The 21,537-nt window shown below is 61.1% G+C and carries 21 protein-coding genes and 1 tRNA gene; 15 read left to right on the top strand and 7 right to left on the bottom strand.

Annotated features, from left to right (window positions below; genetic code table 11):
• Positions 1-10 precede the first annotated feature (10 nt).
• Together EFD56_RS06100 and EFD56_RS06095 are read right to left on the bottom strand one after the other, a co-directional pair.
• A complete protein-coding gene (locus EFD56_RS06100) occupies positions 11-1,939 on the bottom strand; it encodes an autotransporter assembly complex protein TamA (protein WP_012485443.1) in 1,929 nt (642 codons plus the stop codon).
• A 169-nt stretch (positions 1,940-2,108) separates the two neighbouring features.
• Positions 2,109-2,366 (bottom strand): YMGG-like glycine zipper-containing protein, encoded by a 258-nt coding sequence (locus EFD56_RS06095; protein ID WP_004679653.1) that lies wholly within the window; start codon positions 2,364-2,366, stop codon positions 2,109-2,111.
• Between the two features lie 326 nt (positions 2,367-2,692).
• Here EFD56_RS06095 and hemA point away from each other — a divergent pair, with 326 nt between their 5' ends.
• The 7 genes from hemA to EFD56_RS06060 all read left to right on the top strand — a co-directional run bounded on the left by hemA (position 2,693) and on the right by EFD56_RS06060 (position 11,545).
• Positions 2,693-3,907 (top strand): 5-aminolevulinate synthase, encoded by a 1,215-nt coding sequence (gene hemA, locus EFD56_RS06090; RefSeq protein ID WP_126905030.1) that lies wholly within the window; start codon positions 2,693-2,695, stop codon positions 3,905-3,907.
• A 270-nt stretch (positions 3,908-4,177) separates the two neighbouring features.
• The gene (locus EFD56_RS06085) at positions 4,178-5,254 is read left to right on the top strand and encodes a LacI family DNA-binding transcriptional regulator (RefSeq protein WP_085743412.1); all 1,077 of its coding nucleotides are present in this window, start codon (positions 4,178-4,180) and stop codon (positions 5,252-5,254) included.
• Positions 5,255-5,308: 54 nt separating this feature from the next.
• Complete coding sequence (locus EFD56_RS06080) at positions 5,309-6,547, top strand: ABC transporter substrate-binding protein (protein WP_085743411.1); 1,239 nt, start codon at positions 5,309-5,311, stop codon at positions 6,545-6,547.
• A 73-nt stretch (positions 6,548-6,620) separates the two neighbouring features.
• Entirely contained in the window at positions 6,621-7,538 is a 918-nt protein-coding gene (locus EFD56_RS06075) for a carbohydrate ABC transporter permease (RefSeq protein ID WP_126904940.1), read from the top strand.
• The gene (locus tag EFD56_RS06070) at positions 7,535-8,398 is read left to right on the top strand and encodes a carbohydrate ABC transporter permease (protein WP_010021086.1); all 864 of its coding nucleotides are present in this window, start codon (positions 7,535-7,537) and stop codon (positions 8,396-8,398) included. Before EFD56_RS06075 ends, EFD56_RS06070 begins: the two co-directional genes overlap by 4 nt.
• A 127-nt stretch (positions 8,399-8,525) precedes the next feature.
• Entirely contained in the window at positions 8,526-10,448 is a 1,923-nt protein-coding gene (locus EFD56_RS06065) for a glycoside hydrolase family 127 protein (protein WP_126904939.1), read from the top strand.
• A gap of 11 nt (positions 10,449-10,459) precedes the next feature.
• Positions 10,460-11,545 carry an ABC transporter ATP-binding protein gene (locus EFD56_RS06060; protein WP_126904938.1) on the top strand — a complete coding sequence of 362 codons (1,086 nt, stop codon included), beginning with the start codon at positions 10,460-10,462 and terminating at the stop codon, positions 11,543-11,545.
• Between the two features lie 40 nt (positions 11,546-11,585).
• Here the strand turns inward: EFD56_RS06060 and dxr are convergent, their stop codons facing one another.
• Entirely contained in the window at positions 11,586-12,776 is a 1,191-nt protein-coding gene (dxr, locus tag EFD56_RS06055; RefSeq protein WP_126904937.1) for a 1-deoxy-D-xylulose-5-phosphate reductoisomerase, read from the bottom strand.
• Positions 12,777-13,133: 357 nt separating this feature from the next.
• On the opposite strand from dxr, the gene EFD56_RS06050 reads away from it, so the two are divergent.
• Positions 13,134-13,784, top strand: coding sequence for a hypothetical protein (locus EFD56_RS06050; RefSeq protein WP_126904936.1), 651 nt, complete (start codon positions 13,134-13,136; stop codon positions 13,782-13,784).
• 62 nt (positions 13,785-13,846) lie between these two features.
• Positions 13,847-14,137, top strand: a complete 291-nt coding sequence (locus EFD56_RS06045) for a BON domain-containing protein (protein ID WP_126904935.1) — start codon at positions 13,847-13,849, stop codon at positions 14,135-14,137.
• Positions 14,138-14,255: 118 nt separating this feature from the next.
• Here EFD56_RS06045 and EFD56_RS32550 read toward each other — a convergent pair whose 3' ends face one another.
• Together EFD56_RS32550 and EFD56_RS06040 are read right to left on the bottom strand one after the other, a co-directional pair.
• Positions 14,256-14,408: a hypothetical protein gene (locus tag EFD56_RS32550; RefSeq protein WP_010023044.1), complete on the bottom strand. Its 153-nt coding sequence runs from the start codon at positions 14,406-14,408 to the stop codon at positions 14,256-14,258.
• Between the two features lie 103 nt (positions 14,409-14,511).
• Positions 14,512-14,778 carry a hypothetical protein gene (locus tag EFD56_RS06040; protein ID WP_126904934.1) on the bottom strand — a complete coding sequence of 89 codons (267 nt, stop codon included), beginning with the start codon at positions 14,776-14,778 and terminating at the stop codon, positions 14,512-14,514.
• A 167-nt stretch (positions 14,779-14,945) separates the two neighbouring features.
• Between EFD56_RS06040 and EFD56_RS06035 the strand changes: the two genes are divergently transcribed.
• The 4 genes from EFD56_RS06035 to EFD56_RS06020 all read left to right on the top strand — a co-directional run bounded on the left by EFD56_RS06035 (position 14,946) and on the right by EFD56_RS06020 (position 17,177).
• Positions 14,946-15,464 carry a DUF2937 family protein gene (locus tag EFD56_RS06035; protein WP_097603254.1) on the top strand — a complete coding sequence of 173 codons (519 nt, stop codon included), beginning with the start codon at positions 14,946-14,948 and terminating at the stop codon, positions 15,462-15,464.
• A 93-nt stretch (positions 15,465-15,557) separates the two neighbouring features.
• Positions 15,558-15,803 carry a DUF982 domain-containing protein gene (locus tag EFD56_RS06030; protein WP_004679623.1) on the top strand — a complete coding sequence of 82 codons (246 nt, stop codon included), beginning with the start codon at positions 15,558-15,560 and terminating at the stop codon, positions 15,801-15,803.
• Between the two features lie 460 nt (positions 15,804-16,263).
• Complete coding sequence (locus EFD56_RS06025) at positions 16,264-16,683, top strand: hypothetical protein (RefSeq protein WP_037142026.1); 420 nt, start codon at positions 16,264-16,266, stop codon at positions 16,681-16,683.
• A 77-nt stretch (positions 16,684-16,760) separates the two neighbouring features.
• Entirely contained in the window at positions 16,761-17,177 is a 417-nt protein-coding gene (locus EFD56_RS06020; protein ID WP_037142024.1) for a hypothetical protein, read from the top strand.
• Positions 17,178-17,617: 440 nt separating this feature from the next.
• Here EFD56_RS06020 and EFD56_RS06015 read toward each other — a convergent pair.
• Both EFD56_RS06015 and EFD56_RS06010 read right to left on the bottom strand, forming a co-directional pair.
• Positions 17,618-17,694: transfer RNA gene (locus EFD56_RS06015), tRNA-Arg, on the bottom strand.
• A gap of 54 nt (positions 17,695-17,748) precedes the next feature.
• On the bottom strand, positions 17,749-18,912 hold the full coding sequence (locus EFD56_RS06010) for a M20 aminoacylase family protein (RefSeq protein ID WP_126904933.1): 1,164 nt from the start codon (positions 18,910-18,912) through the stop codon (positions 17,749-17,751).
• 155 nt (positions 18,913-19,067) lie between these two features.
• On the opposite strand from EFD56_RS06010, the gene EFD56_RS06005 reads away from it, so the two are divergent.
• Positions 19,068-20,201: a D-alanyl-D-alanine carboxypeptidase family protein gene (locus EFD56_RS06005; RefSeq protein ID WP_126904932.1), complete on the top strand. Its 1,134-nt coding sequence runs from the start codon at positions 19,068-19,070 to the stop codon at positions 20,199-20,201.
• 28 nt (positions 20,202-20,229) lie between these two features.
• The gene (locus EFD56_RS06000; RefSeq protein ID WP_126904931.1) at positions 20,230-21,417 is read left to right on the top strand and encodes a CobW family GTP-binding protein; all 1,188 of its coding nucleotides are present in this window, start codon (positions 20,230-20,232) and stop codon (positions 21,415-21,417) included.
• Positions 21,418-21,537 lie beyond the last annotated feature (120 nt).

Raw genomic sequence — 21,537 nt, 5'->3', positions numbered from 1 at the left:
AATCGCAGTCCTAAAAGGACTGACCGATGCCGGCGTAAATTCCATAATCTGTGCCATCTTCGTACTTGTTCAGTGGCACGGCAAAATCAAGCCGCAGCGGGCCGAAAGGTGTGGCATATCGTATCCCGGCGCCGGCGCCGGCGCGGATATCGGAAAAACCAGGGAAGGTGCTGTCCGATACCGTGCCGACATCGACGAAGGGAACGAAGCCGATCGTATCGGTAATTTTGATGCGGGCTTCCAGCGATGCCGTGACATAGGAGCGGCCGCCGGTGGGGTCGCCATTGTCGTTGTAAGGCGAGATTTCCTGAAAGCTGTATCCGCGCACCGAACCGCCGCCACCGGCAAAGAAGCGTTGCGTGGCGGGAATGTCCTCGATCCCGCCGCCGCCGATCAGCACGCCGGCGGCGAGCTTGCCGGCCATAACCAGGCGGTCCTCGGCGCCGAACGGCAGATAGCCGGAGATCGAGCCCTCGAATGCCGCATAGGGCGTGGCGTTGAAGATCTCGTAACCGGGCTTTGCCGAAACTGTCGCGCGATAGCCTTCCGTCGGGTTGAACTTGTCGTCGCGGGCGTCGCGATCATATTGGATCGGCAAGGTGAAGGTCAGATAGTCATTCGTGCCGAAGGCGTCGTCGTCGCGTTCCCAGCTGACTTCGCCGCTGGCCGAGATCGTGTCCTTGTCGGTCAATTCATAGGAAAGGCCGAGCGAGGCGGTGACGAGCGTCGCGTTGTAAGCGTCCGGATTCTGGGTCTTGGCGACGATGCCGGCCTTCAGGGTGGCGGCCGGGAAGAAGGCACCTGGCTTGGTGAAGAGGATGCCGGCAGAATAGTCGAGGTCGCCGACATCGGTGGTCTCGCCGAGCCGCGAGACCGATCCCTCGATCCTCAGCGTCTCGGCTTCGCCGAACAGGTTGCGGTGGCCCCAATAGCCCTGGATGCCGAGGCCGTCGGTGGTAGAATATTGCGCTCCGACGCCGAAATAGCGCCGCTTGCCTTCGGAAACCTCGATCGTCATCGGCAAGGTGCCGTCCGGCGCCAGGGCATCGCCTTCGTGAATGGTGACGCTTGAAAAAACCCCGAGGGCGCGCAGGCGTTCGCCGGCTTTCTTCAGCGCTTCCGGGGAATAGGCCTCGCCTTTGTTCAGTCGGGAGTAACGCTGGATGAAATCCGGCTTGACGGTTTTCTCACCGGTGACGCCGACATCGCCGATCGGGGCGACAGGCCCGCCCTCGGCGGAAAGCACGATGTCGACCGTATCGCTTCTGTGGTCGGCGACGACCTTGCGTTCGGTCAATTTGGCGAAGGGGCGGCCTTCGCTTTTCAACTGCTCGACGATCTTGTCGCCGGCCTTGATGATGGCGAGCGAACCGGCCTCAGCCCCCGGGGCGAGGTCGTAATCGGCGGGATTGCGGTCTGCAGCGTCGCCGCCGAATTGCACTTCCCTGACCCTGAAGACGGGGCCCGGGGTTATATCGACGGTGACGGGAATCGGCCCGGAGCGGTCGAAGGTCGGATTGGGCGGCAGATCGTCGATGTTCTGGCCGTCGATGGTAATCGTCACCACGCCGCCGTAGCGGGCCTTTTCATACAAGGCGGCAATCAGTCGCTCACGGTCGTCACGTGCCTTGACGACGACGCCGAGGTCGCCCGAAACGGGCTGCTTCTGGTCGCTGACGAGGCGGGAGCTGTTCTCCAGTGCTTCCCTGAGATCCGGATCGGCGGTGTCGGCCTTCAGTTCGACCTGATAGCGCACAGGATCGGGCACCTGTTCGCCTTCGTCTTCCTCCTTGCCGAAGATGGTGATGCCGAAAAGCTTGAAGGCGTAAGCGTCGCCGATCAGGACCGGTGAGAAAGCAGCTGCCGCTGCGACCACCATCATGGTGCCTGTTCGCCGATACGCAGTACCTGTTTTCGGGCCTGTCCCTCTGATTCGCATCCGCTGCTTTTGGTTAGGTCTTCAATGAAGCTTCGTTGCCCAGCCGTGAACAGCTTAGCGGCAAAATCGCGCGGGGTGTACCATTTTAAATTGCCAACGCGCTAATTTAGCACAAAAAATCCCGGAACTGTGTCCGGGATTTCCTGATTTGGCCGGTGTGCAAGCACCCTCAGCGCGGGCAGGCGTCGATGTAGCGGCGGCCGTAGCGGTCGCGATAGTAGCACTGGCCGGGCTGTTCGGCGACGCTGCCGATGAGGGCGCCGGACACGCCGCCGATAGCGGCGCCGACCGCCGCGCCACGAACGTTGCCGGTGACCGCACCGCCAATGACGGCACCGGATGCAGCGCCGATGCCGGCACCCTGCTGGGTCGGCGTACAGCTTGCGATCGACAGGCCGATCAATGCGAGTATGACAGCTTTCTTCATCACTTTTCTCCTGGGTTGTCGCCCAATGGGCATAGGCCGTCCCTAGTCTTTTTTTGCCACGCTAGTCCGAAAACTATGTCGGAAGAAAGGGTTGTCCACTCTAGTCCCGATTTTTTTGCAATATGGACGTTGTCGCCGGCGGCGGTTTTCGCGAATTCCATGGTGTCTGTGCGGCATCAATTCATTGCTTCGCGCTTGCGTATTTTTTTATCTGGAATCATTCAAAAAACTGGGCCTTTTGCCGCAGTTGATGGTAAAGCAAAGGGTAAGCATTGACGCGCGGACGTCCGGTCGGCAAGAACGGCCGCGTGATACTGGAGCATATGATGGATTTCGAAGCGTTTTTCAAAAACGAGCTGGACGGGCTTCATGCCGAGGGCCGTTACCGCGTTTTTGCCGATCTCGAGCGTCAGCGCGGCCACTTTCCGCGCGCCACGCGCCATACGGCCGATGGCGAAAAGGACGTCACGGTCTGGTGCTCCAACGACTATCTCGGCATGGGCCAGAACCCGAAGGTGATCGCGGCGATGAAGGCCGCCATCGACCACTGTGGCGCGGGTGCGGGAGGCACCCGGAATATTTCTGGCACCAACCACTACCACGTCCTGCTCGAGCGTGAGCTCGCCGACCTGCACGGCAAGGAATCGGCACTGATCTTCACCTCCGGCTATGTCTCCAACTGGGCAGCGCTCGGCACGCTCGGCGCCAAGATCCCCGGCCTGATCATCTTCTCCGATGCGCTCAACCATGCCTCGATGATCGAGGGCATCCGTTATGCCAAGTGCGACAAGGTGATCTGGAAACACAATGACATCGCCGATCTCGAAGCCAAGCTGAATGCCGCCGATCCGAAGGCGCCGAAGCTGATCGCCTTCGAAAGCGTCTATTCGATGGATGGCGATATCGCCCCGATCAAGGAGATCTGCGACCTCGCCGACCAATACGGGGCGATGACCTATCTCGACGAAGTGCATGGCGTCGGCATGTACGGCCCGCGCGGCGGCGGCATTGCCGAGCGCGAGGGGCTGATGGAGCGGCTGACGGTCATCGAGGGCACACTCGGCAAGGCCTTCGGGGTGATGGGCGGCTATATCACCGCATCGGCCGCCCTTTGCGACTTCATCCGCTCGTTTGCCTCCGGCTTCATCTTCACCACGGCGCTGCCGCCGGCGCTGGCCGCCGGTGCGGTCGCCTCGATCCAGCATCTGAAGGTCAGCCAGTTCGAGCGCGCCCGCCATCAGGACCGGGTGCGCAAGCTCCGGGCCATGCTCGACCAGCGCGGCATTCCGCATATGCACAATCCCAGCCATATCGTGCCGGTGATGGTCGGCGATGCCGCCAAGTGCAAATGGATCTCCGACCTGCTGCTCGACAATTGCGGCGTCTACGTCCAGCCGATCAACTATCCCACCGTGCCGAAGAAGACCGAGCGGCTGCGCATCACCCCGACGCCGCTGCATTCCGACGCCGATATCGCCCATCTTGTCGACGCCCTGCATTCGCTCTGGTCGCGCTGCGCGCTGGCCCGGCACGTCGCCTGATTTTTCGATGATCGCTTCGGTTCAAACTGCCAATCAGGATCTCCGCCGGAGGTTCTGATTGCGCGGTTTTGCGCGCGCACGTTCCCGTCACAATTCCGCTATCGTCCGACAAAAGCATCGGGCACCGTCGCTTTGAGAGGCCGCGCCGGTCCGGGCGATCGATCCACGTGGCACCCGGTTCGGGCGCATCGATTTTTTTCTGTGCCTTCCCCGCAGTAACCCGCCTCTCCTCCGCTGCCTCGCGAATTGTATGAGAAAACCTTTTCCCACTTGACAGTGGAGGTGGTAAAAGCTTTTCTCAAGTCACTTCAAAAGGAGGAAGCTCTGAATCTAACGGGAGGAAAAAGAGGCAGGATCACCATCCATGAGGTGGCGTCGGCGGCCGGGGTGAGCATTTCGACCGCCTCGAAGGCGCTCAACGACACCGGCCGGATGGGAGCGGAAACGCGCGAGCGGATAAAGCGGATCGCCGGCGAAATAGGATATCGGCCGAATGCGCTGGCGCGAGGTCTGCTCAGCAAGCGCAGCTTCACCGTCGGGCTGCTGACGAACGACACGTATGGCCGTTTTACGCTGCCCGTCATGGCGGGTATTTCGGACGCGCTGGTCGATCATGGCGTTTCGGTATTTCTATGCGCCATAGAGGACGATCCGGCACTCGCCCAGACCCATGTCGATGCGATGCTGGACAAGCAGGTCGACGGCATCATTGCGACCGGCAAGCGGCTGGACCGGCGCCTGCCCGTCGATCTGTCGAATTTGCATGTGCCTGTCGTCTACGCCTTCACGGAGGGAACGCAGGACAGCGTTACGTTTCGTTCGGATGATGAACAGGGTGCGAGACTGGCGGTCGAATGGCTTCTCAAGGCCGGGCGGCGGCGGATCGCGCATATCACCGGACCGGAGGAGTTTTTTTCGGTGCGGGAGCGTGCCGGCGCCTATCACCAGGTGGCGGGCCATCGCGAGCCGGTGCTTTACGGGGTCTGGTCGGAAAGCTGGGGCCATGAGGCGATCGGGCAGCTTTGGAAGCGGTCCGGGGAAAAACCGGATGCGCTTTTCTGCGGCAACGACCAGATCGCTCGCGGTGCGGTCGATGCGTTGCGCGAGCGCGGCATCAAGGTGCCGCAGGACGTCTCGGTCATTGGCTTCGACAATTGGGAGATTGTCGCGGCCCAGACGCGGCCGCCGCTGACAACGGTGGACATGGAACTGAAGGAGCTCGGGCGGCAGGCCGGATTGACGGTGCTGGCGCTTGCGGAAGGACGGCCCGTCGAGCCGGGTGTCCGGAAATTGCCGTGCCGGCTGATCGTCCGGCAATCATGCGGGGGTAATGCCCCCAAGGAATGAGAATCAGGAAATGAGCAAAGGCGCAGGGAGATGCGCCATATCGGGAGGAGTATCATGATCAAGCGTCTATTGGCGGCGACCAGCATCGCTACCTTGTGCCTATTTTCGGCCGCGTCGGCCGCCGAGAATGTCGAAATGTGGGTTCGCACGGGGATCGGCGACTCCTTCAAAAAGGTGGTCGAAGCCTATAATGCCGGCCACGACACCAAGGTCGTGGTGACCGAGGTGCCGTTCTCCGAGCTCGTGCAGAAATATGCGACGGCAATTGCCGGCGGGCAGGCGCCGGACGCCCTGTCGATGGACTTGATCTACAACCCCGCCTTTGCCGCGGCCGGCCAGCTGGAGGACCTGACGGACTGGGCGAAGTCGCTGCCCTATTTCAACTCGCTTTCGCCGTCGCATGTGCGCCTCGGCACTTATCAGGACCGGGTCTACGGTCTGCCGCTTTCGGTCGAAACCTCGGTCTTCGCCTGGAACAAGGATCTCTACAAGAAAGCCGGTCTCGATCCCGAGAAGGCGCCGGCGAGCTGGGACGAAATTACCGCCAATGCGGAGAAGATCCGCGCATTGGGTGACGACACCTACGGTTTCTATTTCTCGGGCGGCGGCTGCGGCGGCTGCATGATCTTCACCTTCACGCCGCTCGTCTGGGGTGCCGGCGCCGATATCCTGTCGGCCGACAGCAAGAAAGCGACGCTCGATACGCCTCAAATGCGCAAGGCCGTCGATATCTACCGCAACATGGTCAAGAAGGACCTGGTGCCGGCGGGTGCGGCCAGCGACAACGGCGCCAACTTCCTGACGTTTACCAACGGCAAGATCGGCCAGCAGAGCCTCGGCGCCTTTGCGATCGGCACGCTGGTGACCCAGCATCCCGACATCAACTTCGGCGTCACCCTCATTCCCGGCGTCGACGGCAAGCCGTCGTCCTTTGCTGGCGGCGACAATTTCGTCATCACCAAGGGCACCAAGAAGATCGACGCGGTGAAGGAGTTCCTCGAATATATCTATTCGATGGACGGCCAGAAGATCATGGCGAAATATGGCAGCCTGCCGACCCGCGGCGATATCGCCGACAAGGTGCTGGAAGGCCTCGATCCGCGCATGCAGGTCGGTCTCAAGGCGATCAGCGTGGCCAAGACGCCCTATACGCTGCAGTTCAACGACCTGATCAACAGCGCCAACGGCCCGTGGGCAACGTTTACCAACGCCGCGATCTTCGGCGACGATGTCGACGGTGCGTTCTCCAGCGCCCAGTCGGAAATGCAATCGATCATCGATAGCGGCCAATAACTCTCCCAAGGCCGCGGCCGGGGAGCGGTGGCAGCTTCCCGGCCAATTTCAATTGACAGATGCGGAGCGTTTGATGACCGGTTCCGGTTCAGAGACCCTATTGCCTAGGCGCAGGCGACGGCGCAGATCGAACTGGCGCGGCCTTGCCTATATCGCGCCGGCGATGGCGCTGGTCATCGTTTTCTTCGTCATGCCGGTTGTCTTCACCGGATGGATGAGCCTGCACAACTGGCCGCTGATGGGGGCGTCGCGCTGGATCGGCTTCAACAATTATTATCGCATGGTCAACGACACCCGTTTCATGACGGCGCTGAGTTTCACGGCCTATTATACCGTGATCGTCACCATCGCGATTTTCGCCGTCGCCTTCCCGCTGGCGATCTTCGTCGAAAAGGAACGGCAGTTCGTCAGCGCCTACCGCACGATTATCTTCCTGCCTGTCGTCGTCGGCCTTGCCACAGCCTCGCTGCTTTGGGTCTGGCTTGCCAATGTCGACAGCGGCTTCATCGGCCCGGCCCTGAAGGCGCTCGGTGTCGTCGAAAAGAGCCCCAATCTGCTTGCGACCTTCGACACCGCCTTCCTGACCGTGGTGGTGATGGTCGTCTGGAAGATCGCCGGCTTCACCATGATCATTCTTTTGACCGGGCTGCAGGCCATTCCATCCGAGCTGACGGAGGCGGCGCGCATCGACGGCGCCGGCCGCTGGCAGCGTTTCCGGCATCTGACGCTGCCGCTGATGCGCAAGACGATTGCGCTGGCGCTCATCGTCTCGGTCACCGGCTCGATCCTCGCCTTCGACCAGTTCTATATCATGACGGCGGGCGGACCGCAGAACAAGATGATCTCGGTGGTCTATTACATCTTCAACCAGTCCTTCGTGTCGTTCAATCTCGGTTATGGCGCGGCACTGTCGATCGTGCTTCTCGCCATCCTGATGGCCATCAGCATCGTGCAGCTCTGGCTGCTGCGCGTCGGGGAGGAGCGCCCATGAGCACCTCAAGGCAACGCCGCGCCCGCAAGGCGCTCCGCGTGAAGTCGGCCTATCATCTCACCGGCATCGCCATCTCGATCTTCTTTCTCGCGCCCTTCGCGATCACGCTGCTCGCCTCCTTCCGGCCGGGTGCGGAGGCCAGCCTGCCGCCTCTGCCGCCATGGCCGAGCTCTGGCGTCAGCTTCGATGCCTATGCGCTGCTCGATACGTTCGGCGCCGGCATCTGGCGGCACATGATCAATTCGCTGTTCGTTTCGGTCGCTACCGTGGTGCTGACCGTTACCGTCAGCCTGCTCGCCGGCTACGGCTTCTCGCGCTACCGCTTCCCGATGAAGAATGCGCTCTTCGTACTGATCATCGCCACGCTGATGATCCCGTTCCAGTCGATCCTGACGCCGCTCTTCATCATCCTGGCAAAACTCGGCCTCAACAATTCGCTCATCGGGCTGACGCTCGTCTATGTGACGCTGCAACTGCCCTTCTCGGTCTTCATGATGCGCAACGCCTTCGATGCGGTGCCGAAGGAGATCGAGGAAGCCGCGCGCATCGACGGCGCGCGCGACCTCAAGCTGCTCGCGCGCGTTCTGCTGCCGCTGGTGCTTCCGGGCGTGGCGACGGTGGCGATCTTTGCCTTCCTCAATGCCTGGAACGAGTTTCTGGCCGCCCTCGTGCTGCTCTCCAGCAACGAGAAATACACTTTGCCGGTGCTGATGACGGCGGTTCGCGCCGGACGGCTCGGCGCCATCAACTGGGGAGCGGTGCAGGCCGGTGTCGTCGTCATGACGATCCCCTGCCTGATCGTCTTCCTGCTCCTGCAACGCTACTACATGCGCGGGCTGATGGCCGGCGCGGTGAAATGATCCCAAGAACAGGATGATTTTAGGCCGTCGGCCTAAAATCTGAATCCTGTTCTAAATTAAAGAGTTAGAGCATGATGTCGTCCGAAAAACGCTCACACTTTTCGGCATCATGCTCAAGGTAGAGCCCATGACCAAATCAAGCAACGACCGCCAGTTTCGTCCCGTCGCCGTTCCCGATGTCGAGCTCGGCGGCTTCTGGGGCAAATGGCAGGACGCCGTCTGCAATTCCACCGCCGAAACCCTGCTCGACCGCTGCGTCGAGGCCGGCATGCTGAAGGCGATCGATGTCGACCAGCCGAGCCCCGGCGTCGTCATTCCCATCCAGCCCTGGGGCGGCACGACGCAGATGTTCTGGGATTCCGACCTCGGCAAGTCGATCGAGACCATCGCCTATTCGCTCTATCGCCGGCCGAACCCGAAGCTGGAGGCACGTGCCGACGAAATCATCGACATGTACGAGAAGCTGCAGGATAAGGACGGTTATCTCAATGCCTGGTTCCAGCGCGTCGAGCCAAGCCGCCGCTGGACCAACCTGCGCGATCATCATGAACTCTATTGCGCCGGCCATCTGATGGAGGCTGCGGTCGCCTATTACCAGGCGACCGGCAAGCGCAAGCTGCTCGATATCATGTGCCGCTTTGCCGATTACATGATCAAGATCTTCGGCCATGGCGAAGGCCAGATACCCGGCTATTGCGGCCATGAGGAAATCGAGCTGGCGCTGGTCAAGCTCGCCCGCGTCACCGGCGAGAAGAAATATCTCGATCTGTCGAAATACTTCATCGACGAGCGCGGCACCGAGCCGCACTTCTTCACGGCGGAAGCCGCTCGCGACGGCCGGAGCGCTGCCGACTTCCATCAGAAGACCTATGAATATGGCCAGGCGCACCAGCCGGTGCGCGAGCAGACGAAGGTCGTCGGCCACGCGGTGCGGGCCATGTACCTCTATTCCGGCATGGCCGATATCGCCACCGAGTATAAGGACGACAGCCTGACGGCGGCGCTGGAAACACTCTGGGATGATCTGACGACCAAACAGATGTATATCACCGGCGGCATCGGCCCGGCGGCGTCCAACGAAGGTTTCACCGACTATTACGATCTGCCCAATGATACGGCCTATGCGGAAACCTGCGCCTCCGTCGGCCTGGTCTTCTGGGCAAGCCGCATGCTCGGGCGCGGGCCTGACCGGCGCTACGCCGACATCATGGAGCAGGCGCTCTATAACGGCGCGCTGCCCGGCCTTTCCACCGACGGCAAGACCTTCTTCTACGACAATCCGCTCGAAAGTGCCGGCAAGCACCACCGCTGGAAATGGCATCATTGCCCCTGCTGCCCGCCCAATATCGCCCGGCTGGTGACCTCGATCGGCTCCTATATGTATGCCGTTGCCGACGACGAAATCGCCGTGCATCTCTATGGCGAGAGCACGACACGGCTGAAGCTTGCCAACGGCGCTGCGGTCGAACTCCAGCAGGCGACCAACTATCCGTGGGAAGGTGCGGTTGCCTTCACCACCAGGCTGGAGAAGCCGGCAAAATTCGCCCTGTCGCTGCGCATTCCCGATTGGGCGGATGGCGCCACCCTCAGCGTCAATGGAGAAAAGCTCGATCTCGGCGCCGCTACCCGTGACGGATATGCCAGGATCGATCGGCAATGGGTCGACGGCGATCGTGTCGATCTTTTCCTGCCGCTTTCGCTTCGCCCGCAATATGCCAATCCGAAGGTGCGCCAGGATGCCGGCCGCGTCGCCTTGATGAGGGGCCCGCTGGTCTATTGCGTCGAGACGACGGACAATGGCCAGGATCTCAACGCCATCGTCCTGCCGCGCGAACTGTCGGCTGCCGAAACCGTCGTGCTGAAGGATCTCAACGATGCCGTCGCCCTCGATCTCAAGGTCGAGCGCGAGGAAACGTCGAACTGGGGAGCGCCGCTCTACCGCAGGGCGCCGGCCGAAAGGCGGGTCGTCACGGCGCGTTTCGTGCCCTATCATCTCTGGGATAACCGCGCGCCCGGAGAGATGCTCGTCTGGGTCCAGTCGGACAAGTAGGTCGTTTGGGGATGACGAACGGTATGGCTAACAAGAGCGTCGTGCTCCAGGACGTGCGAAAAAGCTATGGTAATCTGCAGGTGGTCCACGGCATCGACCTGACGATCGAAGAAGGGGAATTCGTCGTCTTCGTCGGCCCGTCCGGCTGCGGAAAATCGACGCTGCTTCGTATGATCGCTGGCCTCGAGGACATCACCGACGGCGAGATCGAGATCAAGGGACGTGTTGTCACCGATCTCGATCCATCCGAGCGCGGCATTGCGATGGTCTTTCAGTCCTACGCGCTCTACCCGCATATGAGCGTGCGGGACAATCTCGCCTTCGGCTTGAAGATGGCGCGCACGAGCGCGCCCGAGATCGAGATGCGCGTCAAGGCCGCTTCTGCGATCCTGAAGATCGACCACCTTCTCGACCGGCGGCCCGGACAGCTTTCCGGCGGCCAGCGCCAGCGCGTGGCGATCGGCAGGGCGATCGTGCGCAAGCCCGATGTCTTCCTGTTCGACGAACCGCTGTCCAATCTCGATGCCGAGCTGCGCATTTCCATGCGCATCGAGATCGCTCGCCTGCACCGCGAACTCGGCAACACGATGATTTATGTCACCCACGATCAGACCGAGGCGATGACGCTTGCCGACAAGATCGTCGTGCTGCGCGACGGCCAGGTCGAGCAGGCCGGAACGCCGCGGCAGATCTACGAAGATCCTGCCAATACCTTCGTGGCGGGCTTCATCGGTTCGCCGAGGATGAACCTGCTGAACGCCCGCTCTGCCGAGCAGGGTCTGGTCGAGGTGGCCGGCGTCCGCATCGAAACCGCCTTGTCCTGCACCGGCCGGCCAGCCGGCGGCGCCGTGACGCTCGGTCTGCGGCCGGAGCATCTGAAGGTGGCGCCCGATCGGTCGGGCAGGCTGGTCGCCACCGTCGATTTCTCGGAATATCTCGGGGGAACGCAATATCTCTACTGTCAGCTCGGCGATGGCCAATCGCTGACCGTCGAGCATCGTTCGCCGGTCAGCATCGCGGCCGGCGACGAGATCGGCCTGCTTTTTGAGCCGGCCGATTGCCGGCTGTTCGACGAGGGCGGCAACCGGCTGCGGTAATTGCAGCCGCTATAGCGCTCAAGGAATTATGCAGTAGGTCTCAGCCGACGAGATCCAGTTTCATCAATTGCGAAGCCCGCTGCCGGGCTTGGCTGTCGGCGCTGAAAACATCATCCATCTCGGCAGCCGGCGGCAGGTGGGCCAGATCGTCCATGACCCTCTCGGTGATGTCGGCCATGGCGAGGAAGGACAGGCGCCCTGCGATGAAGGCTTCCAGCGCCACTTCCTTGGCGCCGTTCAGCACAGCGCCCTGGACACCGCCGCGGGTCATCGCAAGACGCGCCAGCCGCAACGCCGGGAACCGCACCTCATCGGGCGCCTCGAAATCGAGCCTCGCGAGCCTGGCGAAATCCAAGCGCTCGATCGGCAGGTTCGGCCGGCGCGGAAAGGACAGGGCATAACCGATGGCGGTGCGCATATCGGGCGCGCCGAGCTGGGCCAGCACAGAGCCATCTGTATAGCCGACCATCGAATGAATGATCGATTGCGGGTGGAGGATGACCTCGATCTGATCGGGTGTCAGGCCGAACAAGTGCCGGGCTTCGATCATCTCAAGCGCCTTGTTGAACATCGAAGCACTATCGATCGAAATCTTCAGGCCCATCGACCAGTTCGGATGGGCGCGGGCGGTTTCCACCGTCACATCGGCCATTTCCTTGAGCGAGGCGGTGCGGAAGGGGCCGCCCGAGGCCGTCAGGACGACACGTTCGACCGCGTGGCGCTGGTTTTCTTCCAGCACCTGGAAAATCGCATTGTGCTCGCTGTCGACGGGAAGCAGCCTGCCGCCGCCTTCACGGATCGATGTGAGGAAGAGATCGCCGGCCGAGACCAGGCATTCCTTGTTGGCAAGGGCGATATCGGCGCCGCGGCGTGCGGCGGCCAGTGTCGGCGCGAGACCCGCCGTGCCGACGATTGCCGCCATCACCCAGTCGGCTTCGCAAGCGGCGGCTTCCATAAGGCCCGATTTTCCCGACGCGACCGCGATGCCGCTGCCGGAAAGCGCGCTCTTCAGCGAATCGTAATGCCGGTCGCTCGCCGTCACCGCCAGTCGCGCGCCCGATGCTTTTGCCTGCCGGGCCAGCAATTCGACATTGCCGTTGCCCGTCAGCACGGAAATTTCGAAGTTGTCCCGTCCGCCCAGGTGTTCGACGACATTGAGCGTGTTGCGGCCGATCGAGCCGGTCGAACCGAAGATGCTGAGGCGCCGCGGCGCGGTTTTGCCGGTCGTCATGTGGAATTTCGCGAAAATTTATCTCGTAGGGTCAGGCTCTACTAGGGTTTGGAGGGTGCGGCAAGTGTGCGGTGCAGCAGATTTCGGCCCTAAAGGGGTTTACAGAGCGGCGGCGAGATGTGAGTCTGGCGACATTCCTGCGGGAATCGTGAATCCCAGGCAGCCGCTGATGGCCGCCCGGATATCCAAGGGCGCTGCGGCGTCCATTGAACAGGCACTTGGCTGCCACCGGCCGTTTCGGCCACACATTGAGATCGAGGATGACGTTGGGATGGACGGCTTTGCCGCGCTGCTCCCTTGCGGGTTCGCTGTGCGCATTTTGCCGCGGCATCCCTCCTTGAAAGACGAATTGGTCACATGACGATAGTCAGAATAGCCTGCATTCTTTTCACCGTGCTGCCTTCTCTCACCGCGGCTGCAAAAGCGGACGACCTGCTGATCTGGTCGCCCGCCAAGCTTTCGGAGCGGTCGTACAAGGCGACGATGGGCTTTCGTCTGCCGGCGGAATGGGAAACGAGCGCCGGCGCCGACATAGCACTGGCGGCGACGAAAAGCGGCGCGCCGCTGCCCGATTCCGAACAGGCGATGCTCTGGGGCAGAATCGTGAGAACGAACGTCACTCCGGCCGGCCAGTCACAGCGGGGTGTGAAGGTGAGCGTCGATACGCTGCGCGGCAGCGGCGCGCTGACGCTCAGCCGTTCGCGCAGCTGGATCCTGTCGGATTCGCTCGACATGCAATCGAGCCGCTCCGTCAGCGTCGGCTACGATCCGATCGATGCCCGGCAGGCCTCAGTCACGGCGTCGCAGGCGCTGAAACTCATCCATCCCTGGACGGGAACCTCGCTCTCGGCCGGCGCCGGCCTCAGCAATGTCAGCGGCGACTTCTCCAGTTCGGTGGCCGTCAGTCAAACGATCCTGCCGAACCTCAATCTCGATGCGTCGATGACCAACCCGTTTTCGGAGGACGAGGCCGGCAGCGTCAATCTGCGCTATCGCCTCAACTGGTAACAGGTTGAAACCAAAACCAACCGGCAGGCGTTTCCTTTCAAGATTTAACAGAGGAACAGGTCATGGTTTTCAAGGAGCAGACATTTCACGGGCTCGAGCCTGAAATGGAAGCGGAAATCGCCAATCGTGCGTCGGTCGAGGCGGCCGTCGCCAATGCGCTGGCGATTGCCGGCGGCATCGATGCGTCCGATGTCGAGGTGACGATGGAAAAAGACGAGATCGTGCTCAGCGGCACGGTCGGCACAGTCGGGGAGATCGAACGGGCGACCGCGGTCGCCAGGGCGGTTGAGGGCGTGCAGAGCGTTCAGAACCGGATCCTCCTTGGCGGATTCTCCCTGGACGGCACGCATTGATGGTCAGGGGGCTCCATCGCATCGGCAGGAGCGCAGGCAGATATGTTGTGCTGCCGTGGCTCGATGGCGAGCCGCGCTGACTTATTTGCCGGCCTTTCTGGGGCCGGCGTTCAGCTGATCAACCGGCGAAACGCTCGACGAGAAAAGACGAGCCGGCCGGCCGATCGGTCTTCGCCGTGGTCACCGGTCCCTGCAATTGATAGGCGATGGTGAGAAGCAGAGCGCAGACCGCCACATAGGCGATTGCCAGAACAGTCATCTTGATAAGCATGGCGAATACTCCCATTTCGCCCTAAACGCGGCGGGATTTGCGAAGTTCCTTGCCGGGGAGACCAGATGAAAAGCCCGGCCGAAAGAATCGGCCGGGCTTTGCCTTATCGGCAGATTCGGGTTTCCTTGATGACCGTATGACCGTGGCGGCGGATCCTTTCCGTCTTGGTGAAGCAGTCGCTGGAAACGTAACGCCGCCGCATATCGTAGCGATAATAGGGACTGTGGTGGCGGTAATAGGGGCGTTCCGAATCACGGTAATAATGGGGGCGCGCATCGTCCGTGGAGATGGTCACACTTGCCGCCTGGGACGGCACGGCGGATAAAACGGACGCTGCGGCGAGCGTGCAGGCGAGGATGAACTGTTTCATGACGAGCCTCTCTTTCTCAGTTGCTCACGGCGAGCAACTCGGTTGTCATGGGGTCAACTCGCCGGAAGTGTCGTCGGTTCAATCACATAGCGTTACCGATTGTGTCGAAGGCAGAAACCTTAGCGGCCGCGGATCGTTAGCGTAGGGAACAGCCGGAGGCCTCGATCATGGGACCGATTGCAAGGATCATCGCCATCGTCGCCGGGCTTGCCGGCGGCACGGTGTTTTCGCAGGCGCCGGAATTTGCCCAACAGTACCGCCAGCGGATTGGCGGAGCGATCGACGAATTGCGGGTCATCGTCGAGGATTTCAACAGGCAGGCGGCCGAGCACCACCTCGATCGCCAGCAGGCGCTGAATACCTATGCGCAATCTTCCGACGATTTCCTGCGCGACCGCGGCGTCTCGATGCAAAGCACGATCGCACGCTACGAGACGCTGCAGTCGCAGCAGCTGAAACTCGGCACCGCCGCCCCGGTCGCCAAGCCGTTCGTGCTCATCGGGGAGCCGGATGATGTCGTTTTCGCAAATACCTGGCGGGATTTCGTACCCGGCGTGCCGGTCAGCTTCGCAGGCCTTGTCTGGGGTGCGATTGGTTTTGTCAGTGCTTGGGTCGTTGCGGCGCTGCTCGGATTTGGCGTGCGGCGGGTTGTGCGCGGCCGGCGAGCCTCTCCCCAGATGCGATGAATCGATATGGGAAGCAATGCGGTCGGCGCTGATTTGCAAGACGAGATCGATCAGTCTAACTAACCCCGCAGCACGCAAGGAAGGCCAAAGAGAATGCAGACCATCTGGAAGAAGCCGGTGACGATCGCCCTTGAAGGTCCGGATCAATGGGTGGTGATACAAACCACGCAGGCTGCGACATGGGCGCTGATCGAAGACTGGCCGACAGACGAGGGCCCCGCCTTGGATCGGGCCTGTGCCGTATGCGCCGATGTCATCTCCGGAAAGCGAAGCCGGGAGGAGGCGCGACAGGCTTTCATCGAGGCCGCGATCGAGGCAGGGATTCCGATCAAGGTGTGAGGCGATGCGCTATCTGGTGCAGCGCTTCAAGAATGGTGATCCCGGCGCGATTCGACCGCGCGCCCCCAGATTAGGAAACTGTTGCTATAGCAAGACACGGGATGTCAGTGCCCGACGTGCCTGAGCCCAACCAGTTGTTTTTCCAATCATAATGGAGCATTGTCTGCTTTCAGCTGCTACTGACATTGATATTAGCTGCCAATGTTTTTTATTAACCTAGCATTACCCCAATGGCCAAATCGCTCACAGTCAAGCAGATCGAAGCTTTGAAAATCCCGCCTAAGCGTCTCGAGATGCCGATGGCATCACGGTTGAGTGATATCTCATGGTTCAGCCTACGATGCAGGAACGATGAGGCCTGTGTCCAACGAGTCACAATCCGCTAGGACCTGTTGCAGCCGCTGACGCAGTGACACCTGCCGCCCAAAAAACAAGATCAACTATGACAACAGAGGTTCTAATGAAAAAAGCATTTATTCTGCCGGTAGCCGCGATGTGGGTCGGTGCAGTTTTAGCTGGTTGCACGACCACTGGTCCCGATGGCTTGAAGCGATATCAAAAAAACATCACCGTGGCGAGCGGCGAGCGCACCAGACTGGGTGCCGCCTTCAGCCTCAATCCAGATTGCAGCGCCAAAGCAGTACCAGAGGTCCGCATTCGCGAGGCCCCGAAGCATGGCAAGGTGGAAAGCCTGCGCGAGCTGACGTTCCCCAATAGTAAGGGCGAATATAAGAAGTGCACCAGCACAAAAGTACCCGCCACGGTAGGGTACTACACGCCTGACAAGGGCTTTGTCGGCAAGGACAGAGTTGTTGTTCGCACGTCTTATAAAAACGGCGTTGTCGATGAAGGTGTCATCAATATTACCGTTGTCGAATAGTCCGCTGCGATGGCGGCCAGCATCGCGATCTTCCGATGCCGCCTGCCCAAGCCCTACTCAATACCATGAGAATCCCTATGAATATGCGATACCGACTTCTTTATTCGGCGGTCCTTCTTCTCGCTAGTGAACATGCCCAAGCTCAGGAGATCACAAAGGAGAGTACTTCTGCTACGGTCATCTCAGGCGGTCGAACCGTCATTTATCAATCGTCGTTTGTCCGCCCTGATTGCACCGCGGCTGCCGTGCCGCGTCTAAAGATTCTCGACGGCGGCAAACATGGAAAGGTTGAAATCGTTCGCGAAAAGGTGTTTCCGAACTTTGAGCGAAGCAATCCCCGCTTCAAATGCAATGGCCGCAAGGTCGATGGAGCCGTTGTCTACTATACGGCCGGCGCCAAGTTCACCGGATCCGACAAAGTAAGGCTGCGAGAGTCGAGCGAGTCCGAGGCCGGCGTTTGGGAGATCACAGCCCGCATAACGGTCGTTGACTAATGGAGCTTGGCGAGCTTTGTCAGGCGGGGGGCCTTATCCTTCGGTGACCGCCGTCGAAAAACGGTTCGGCCCGATGATCCGATCCGAGGCCACTGGCGCCTTCCATATCGCAAGCGCTAATTTCCCGATGCGTGGCGAGAGTGCGCCGATGCTGCTGACGTTCCGAAGTCGGTCTGGAACGGTGACAGCCGCGCCGGCAGCATCACCGAAGGCTCAGATGCCAGCGCAGATCTCGAACATCTGAGGTATTACGCCAACCACAAAAACGCGGCAACGAACCAACGCTATAACCGCAGACGCTCGAAAAAGCGCAAAAGGTGGCGCATGCGGGTCGTTCACCGAAGCGCCGGGAACGCACCGGAAGCCGACGCGTAGGAACGTTGTCGGAATGTTAAGCAGCAGGCCGATAGACTAACAGATTGTAATCATTGGTGGATTTTTGGTGATCCCGGCGCGATTCGAACGCGCGACCCCCAGATTAGGAATCTGGTGCTCTATCCTGCTGAGCTACGGGACCACTTGCACGCCATGCATACAAAAGGCTTGGCGTGAAGCCAAGCCTTAATTCTTGTCAAAGACCCAGGCGCTGTTCGGCGAGGCGGACCCAATAGGAGATGCCGTGGGCGATGGCTTCGTCGTTGAAGTCGTAGGCCGGGTTGTGCAGGCCGGCGCTGTCGCCGTTGCCGATGAAGATGAAGGCGCCGGGGCGGGCGTTCAGCATGTAGGAAAAATCCTCGCCGCCCATCATCGGATCGATTTCGGCGTTAACGTTGCCCTCGCCGGCAATGGCGCTGGCGGTGGCAACCGCATGCTCGGTCTCATCAGGATGATTGACGGTGACGGGATAGTTGCGGTTGAAGCTGATCTCGGCTTCGGCACCGTGGGCAGCAACCACACCCTCGACGATCTGCCGGAAGCGCGTCTCGGCGAGCGTGCGCACGTCCGGGTCGAGGGTGCGCACCGTCCCGGCGAACGTCGCATCGTTCGGGATGACGTTATGGGCAAAACCGGCATTGAATTTGGTGACCGAAACGACGACCGAGCTGATCGGATCGGCGGTGCGCGAAGCAATCATCTGCAGGTTGGTGACGATCTGCGCGCCGATAGCGATCGGATCGATCGTCCGGTGCGGCTGGGCGGCGTGGCCGCCGCGGCCCTTGATGGTGACGGTGAATTCGTCGGTCGCCGCCATGATCGCGCCCTTGCGGGTGGCGAACTGGCCGACGGGCAGGCCCGGCAGATTGTGCATGCCGTAGACCTCTTCGATCTCGAAGCGCTCCATCATGCCGTCCTTGACCATCAGGTTGCCGCCGCCGCCGCCTTCTTCGGCGGGCTGGAAGATGACGGCGACATTGCCGTTGAAATTGCGGGTCTCGGCCAGATATTTCGCGGCGCCGAGCAACATGGCGGTATGGCCGTCATGGCCGCAGGCATGCATCTTGCCCGGCGTCTTCGAGGCCCAGGGTTTTCCCGTGATCTCCGTCAGCGGCAGGGCGTCCATGTCGGCGCGTAGGCCGATGGTGCGGCGGCCCTCGCCCTTGCCTTTGATCAGCCCGACGACGCCGGTGCGGCCGATGCCGGTGACGATCTCGTCGACACCGAATTCCTTGAGTTTTTCGGCGACGAAGGCGGCCGTGTTTTCCACCGCAAAGAGCAACTCGGGCCGGGCATGAATGTGGCGGCGCCATCCGGCGACTTCGTCCTGCAATTCGGCGGCTCTGTTCAAAATCGGCATGTTGGCGTTCCTGTTATCAATCCCGGCAGTCGTTCTTCGCTTCACAAGGGTGTGAGGCTTTGCAAATTACTTCGTCAATGACCTTTGCCATGTCATAGCCATATAGGCTAGATAGATGAAGGTTTCGAGATTTCCTGATATCTGAAGGATGAGCCGTGTCGACGAGCCACTTCCGTTTGTTTGCCGCCATGCGGCCGTTGCGTTTCACAGTCGCCGCGACTGCCGCTTTTCTCGCCTCCGTTTCGCTCGCCCAGGCCAATCCGCATATTCTCGTCGATGTCCAGACCGGCCGCGTGCTCGAGCACGAGGAAGCCTTCCGCAAGTGGTATCCAGCCTCGCTTACCAAGCTGATGACGGTCTATACCGTGTTCGATGCGATCCGCGCCGGCCAGATCAGCCTTGATACGCCCATTGTCATGAGCAAGCGCGCCGCCGCGCAGCCGGCCGCCAAGATGTATTTCAAGCCGGGCCAGAAGCTGACGCTCGACAGCGCGCTAAAGATTCTGATGGTGAAATCGGCCAACGACATCGCCGTCGCTGTCGCCGAAGCCGTCGGCGGTACGCAGGAAGGCTTTGTGACGCGAATGAACGGCGAGGCGCTGAAGCTCGGCATGACGGACTCGCATTTCGTCAATCCGAACGGCCTGCCGGGCAAAGGACAATATACGACGGCGCGCGACCTGGCGGTGCTGACGGTGGCGCTTCGCCGCGACTTTCCGCAATATGCCGGATATTTCTCGCTGGAGGGTTTTACCAACGGCCAGCAGAACGTGCCGAACCTCAACATGCTGATCGGCCGCTTTGCCGGCGCGGACGGCATGAAGACCGGTTTCATCTGCGCCTCGGGCTTCAACCAGATCGGTTCAGCGACACGCAACGGCCGCACCCTCGTCTCGGTCGTGCTCGGCACCGACAGTCTGGCGGCGCGTGCCGATGCGACGGCGAACCTTCTGCAGAAGGGCTTCACCACGCAATTTCCCGGCAACGACACGCTCGGTTCGCTGAAGCCTTACGGTCAGGGGCAGGACCAGGTGACCGATATCACCGCCGATATCTGCAGCGCCAAGGGCGCCAAGATACGCAGCGAAACGCGCGACGAGGTCGGCCGGATGAAGGTGCACTCGCCCTATATTCTGGAAATGGACCACGACCCGCAATTCGTCTTTGCCGGCCTCATTCCGGGGCAGGATCCGCAGCCGGCGCAGCAGCCGGAAAAGGTCGCGACCGGCGACACGGCGGGAGGCATCGCCAACGTGCCGGTGCCCATGCCGCGTCCGACCTCGTTCTAAGATTAGATCGTTTTCAAGGTAAAATGAGATGAGCGCGCTCAACGACAGGATTCCGGTCACCATCCTGACCGGCTTTCTCGGCGCCGGCAAATCGACGCTGCTCAACCGCATCCTCAAAGACCCTGCGATGAAGGATGCGGCCGTCATCATCAACGAGTTCGGCGATGTCGGCATCGATCATCTGCTGGTCGAAAGCTCCGGCGATTCGATCATCGAGCTCTCCGACGGCTGCCTGTGCTGCACCGTGCGCGGCGAGCTTGTCGATACGCTGGCGAATCTGATGGATGCCGTGCAGACCGGCCGCGTCAAGCCGGTGAAACGCGTCGTCATCGAAACGACCGGCCTTGCCGATCCGGCGCCGGTCATGCAGGCGATCATGGGCAATCCTGTCATTGCCGCGAATTTCGAGCTCGACGGCGTCGTGACCGTCGTCGATGCGGTCAACGGGCTGCAGACGCTCGACAATCACGAGGAAGCGCGCAAACAGGCGGCCGTCGCCGACCGGTTGATCATCTCAAAGACATCGATGGCCGGCGCAACGGCCGGGCTGGAATTGCGCCTACGGGCACTCAATCCGCGCGCGGCGATGGTGGATGCCGACAGCGCTGACGCCGGCAGCGCCGCGGTGCTGGTGAACGGGCTCTACGATCCGGCGACGAAGATTGCCGATGTCGGCCGCTGGCTGCGGGATGAGGATGCGCACGAGGCGCATCACAGCCACGACCACACCCATGATGACGATCACCATCATGATCACGATCATCATCACGATGGCGGTCACCACGACCATAACCATCGTCATCACACGAACCAGCACGCCCACGACGTCAATCGGCACGATGCCTCGATCCGGTCCTTCTCGATCGTCGAGGAAAAGCCGATCGATCCGATGGCGCTCGAGATGTTCATCGATCTCCTGCGCTCGGCGCATGGCGAGAAGCTGCTGCGGATGAAGGCGATCGTTTCGGTCTCCGACCGGCCGGAACGGCCGTTGGTGCTGCACGGCGTCCAGAGCATCTTCCATCCGCCGCTGCGGCTTGCCGCCTGGCCGGATCCCAGCGACCGGCGCACGCGCATGGTGCTGATCACCAGGGATTTGCCGGAAGCCTTCGTCAAGGATCTGTTCGACGCCTTCCTCGGCAAGCCGCGCATCGACACGCCGGATCGCACCGCGCTGTCCGACAATCCGCTCGCCATTCCGGGTTTAAGAATTTGAAGCATGTCGCGCCAAGTGTGCAGCGGTTTTCCCAGGCAAAGAGCGAAGCGCTTTTGCCGCAACGACATGCGTGAGAACAAAAACCTAAGGCGCCAGGAGCGAATCTGAAAGATCGCGACG

Source organism: Rhizobium phaseoli, assembly GCF_003985125.1.
Taxonomy (GTDB): domain Bacteria; phylum Pseudomonadota; class Alphaproteobacteria; order Rhizobiales; family Rhizobiaceae; genus Rhizobium; species Rhizobium phaseoli.
Note: the sequence above shows the minus strand (reverse complement) of the source record. Positions and strands in the feature narration are given on the sequence as shown.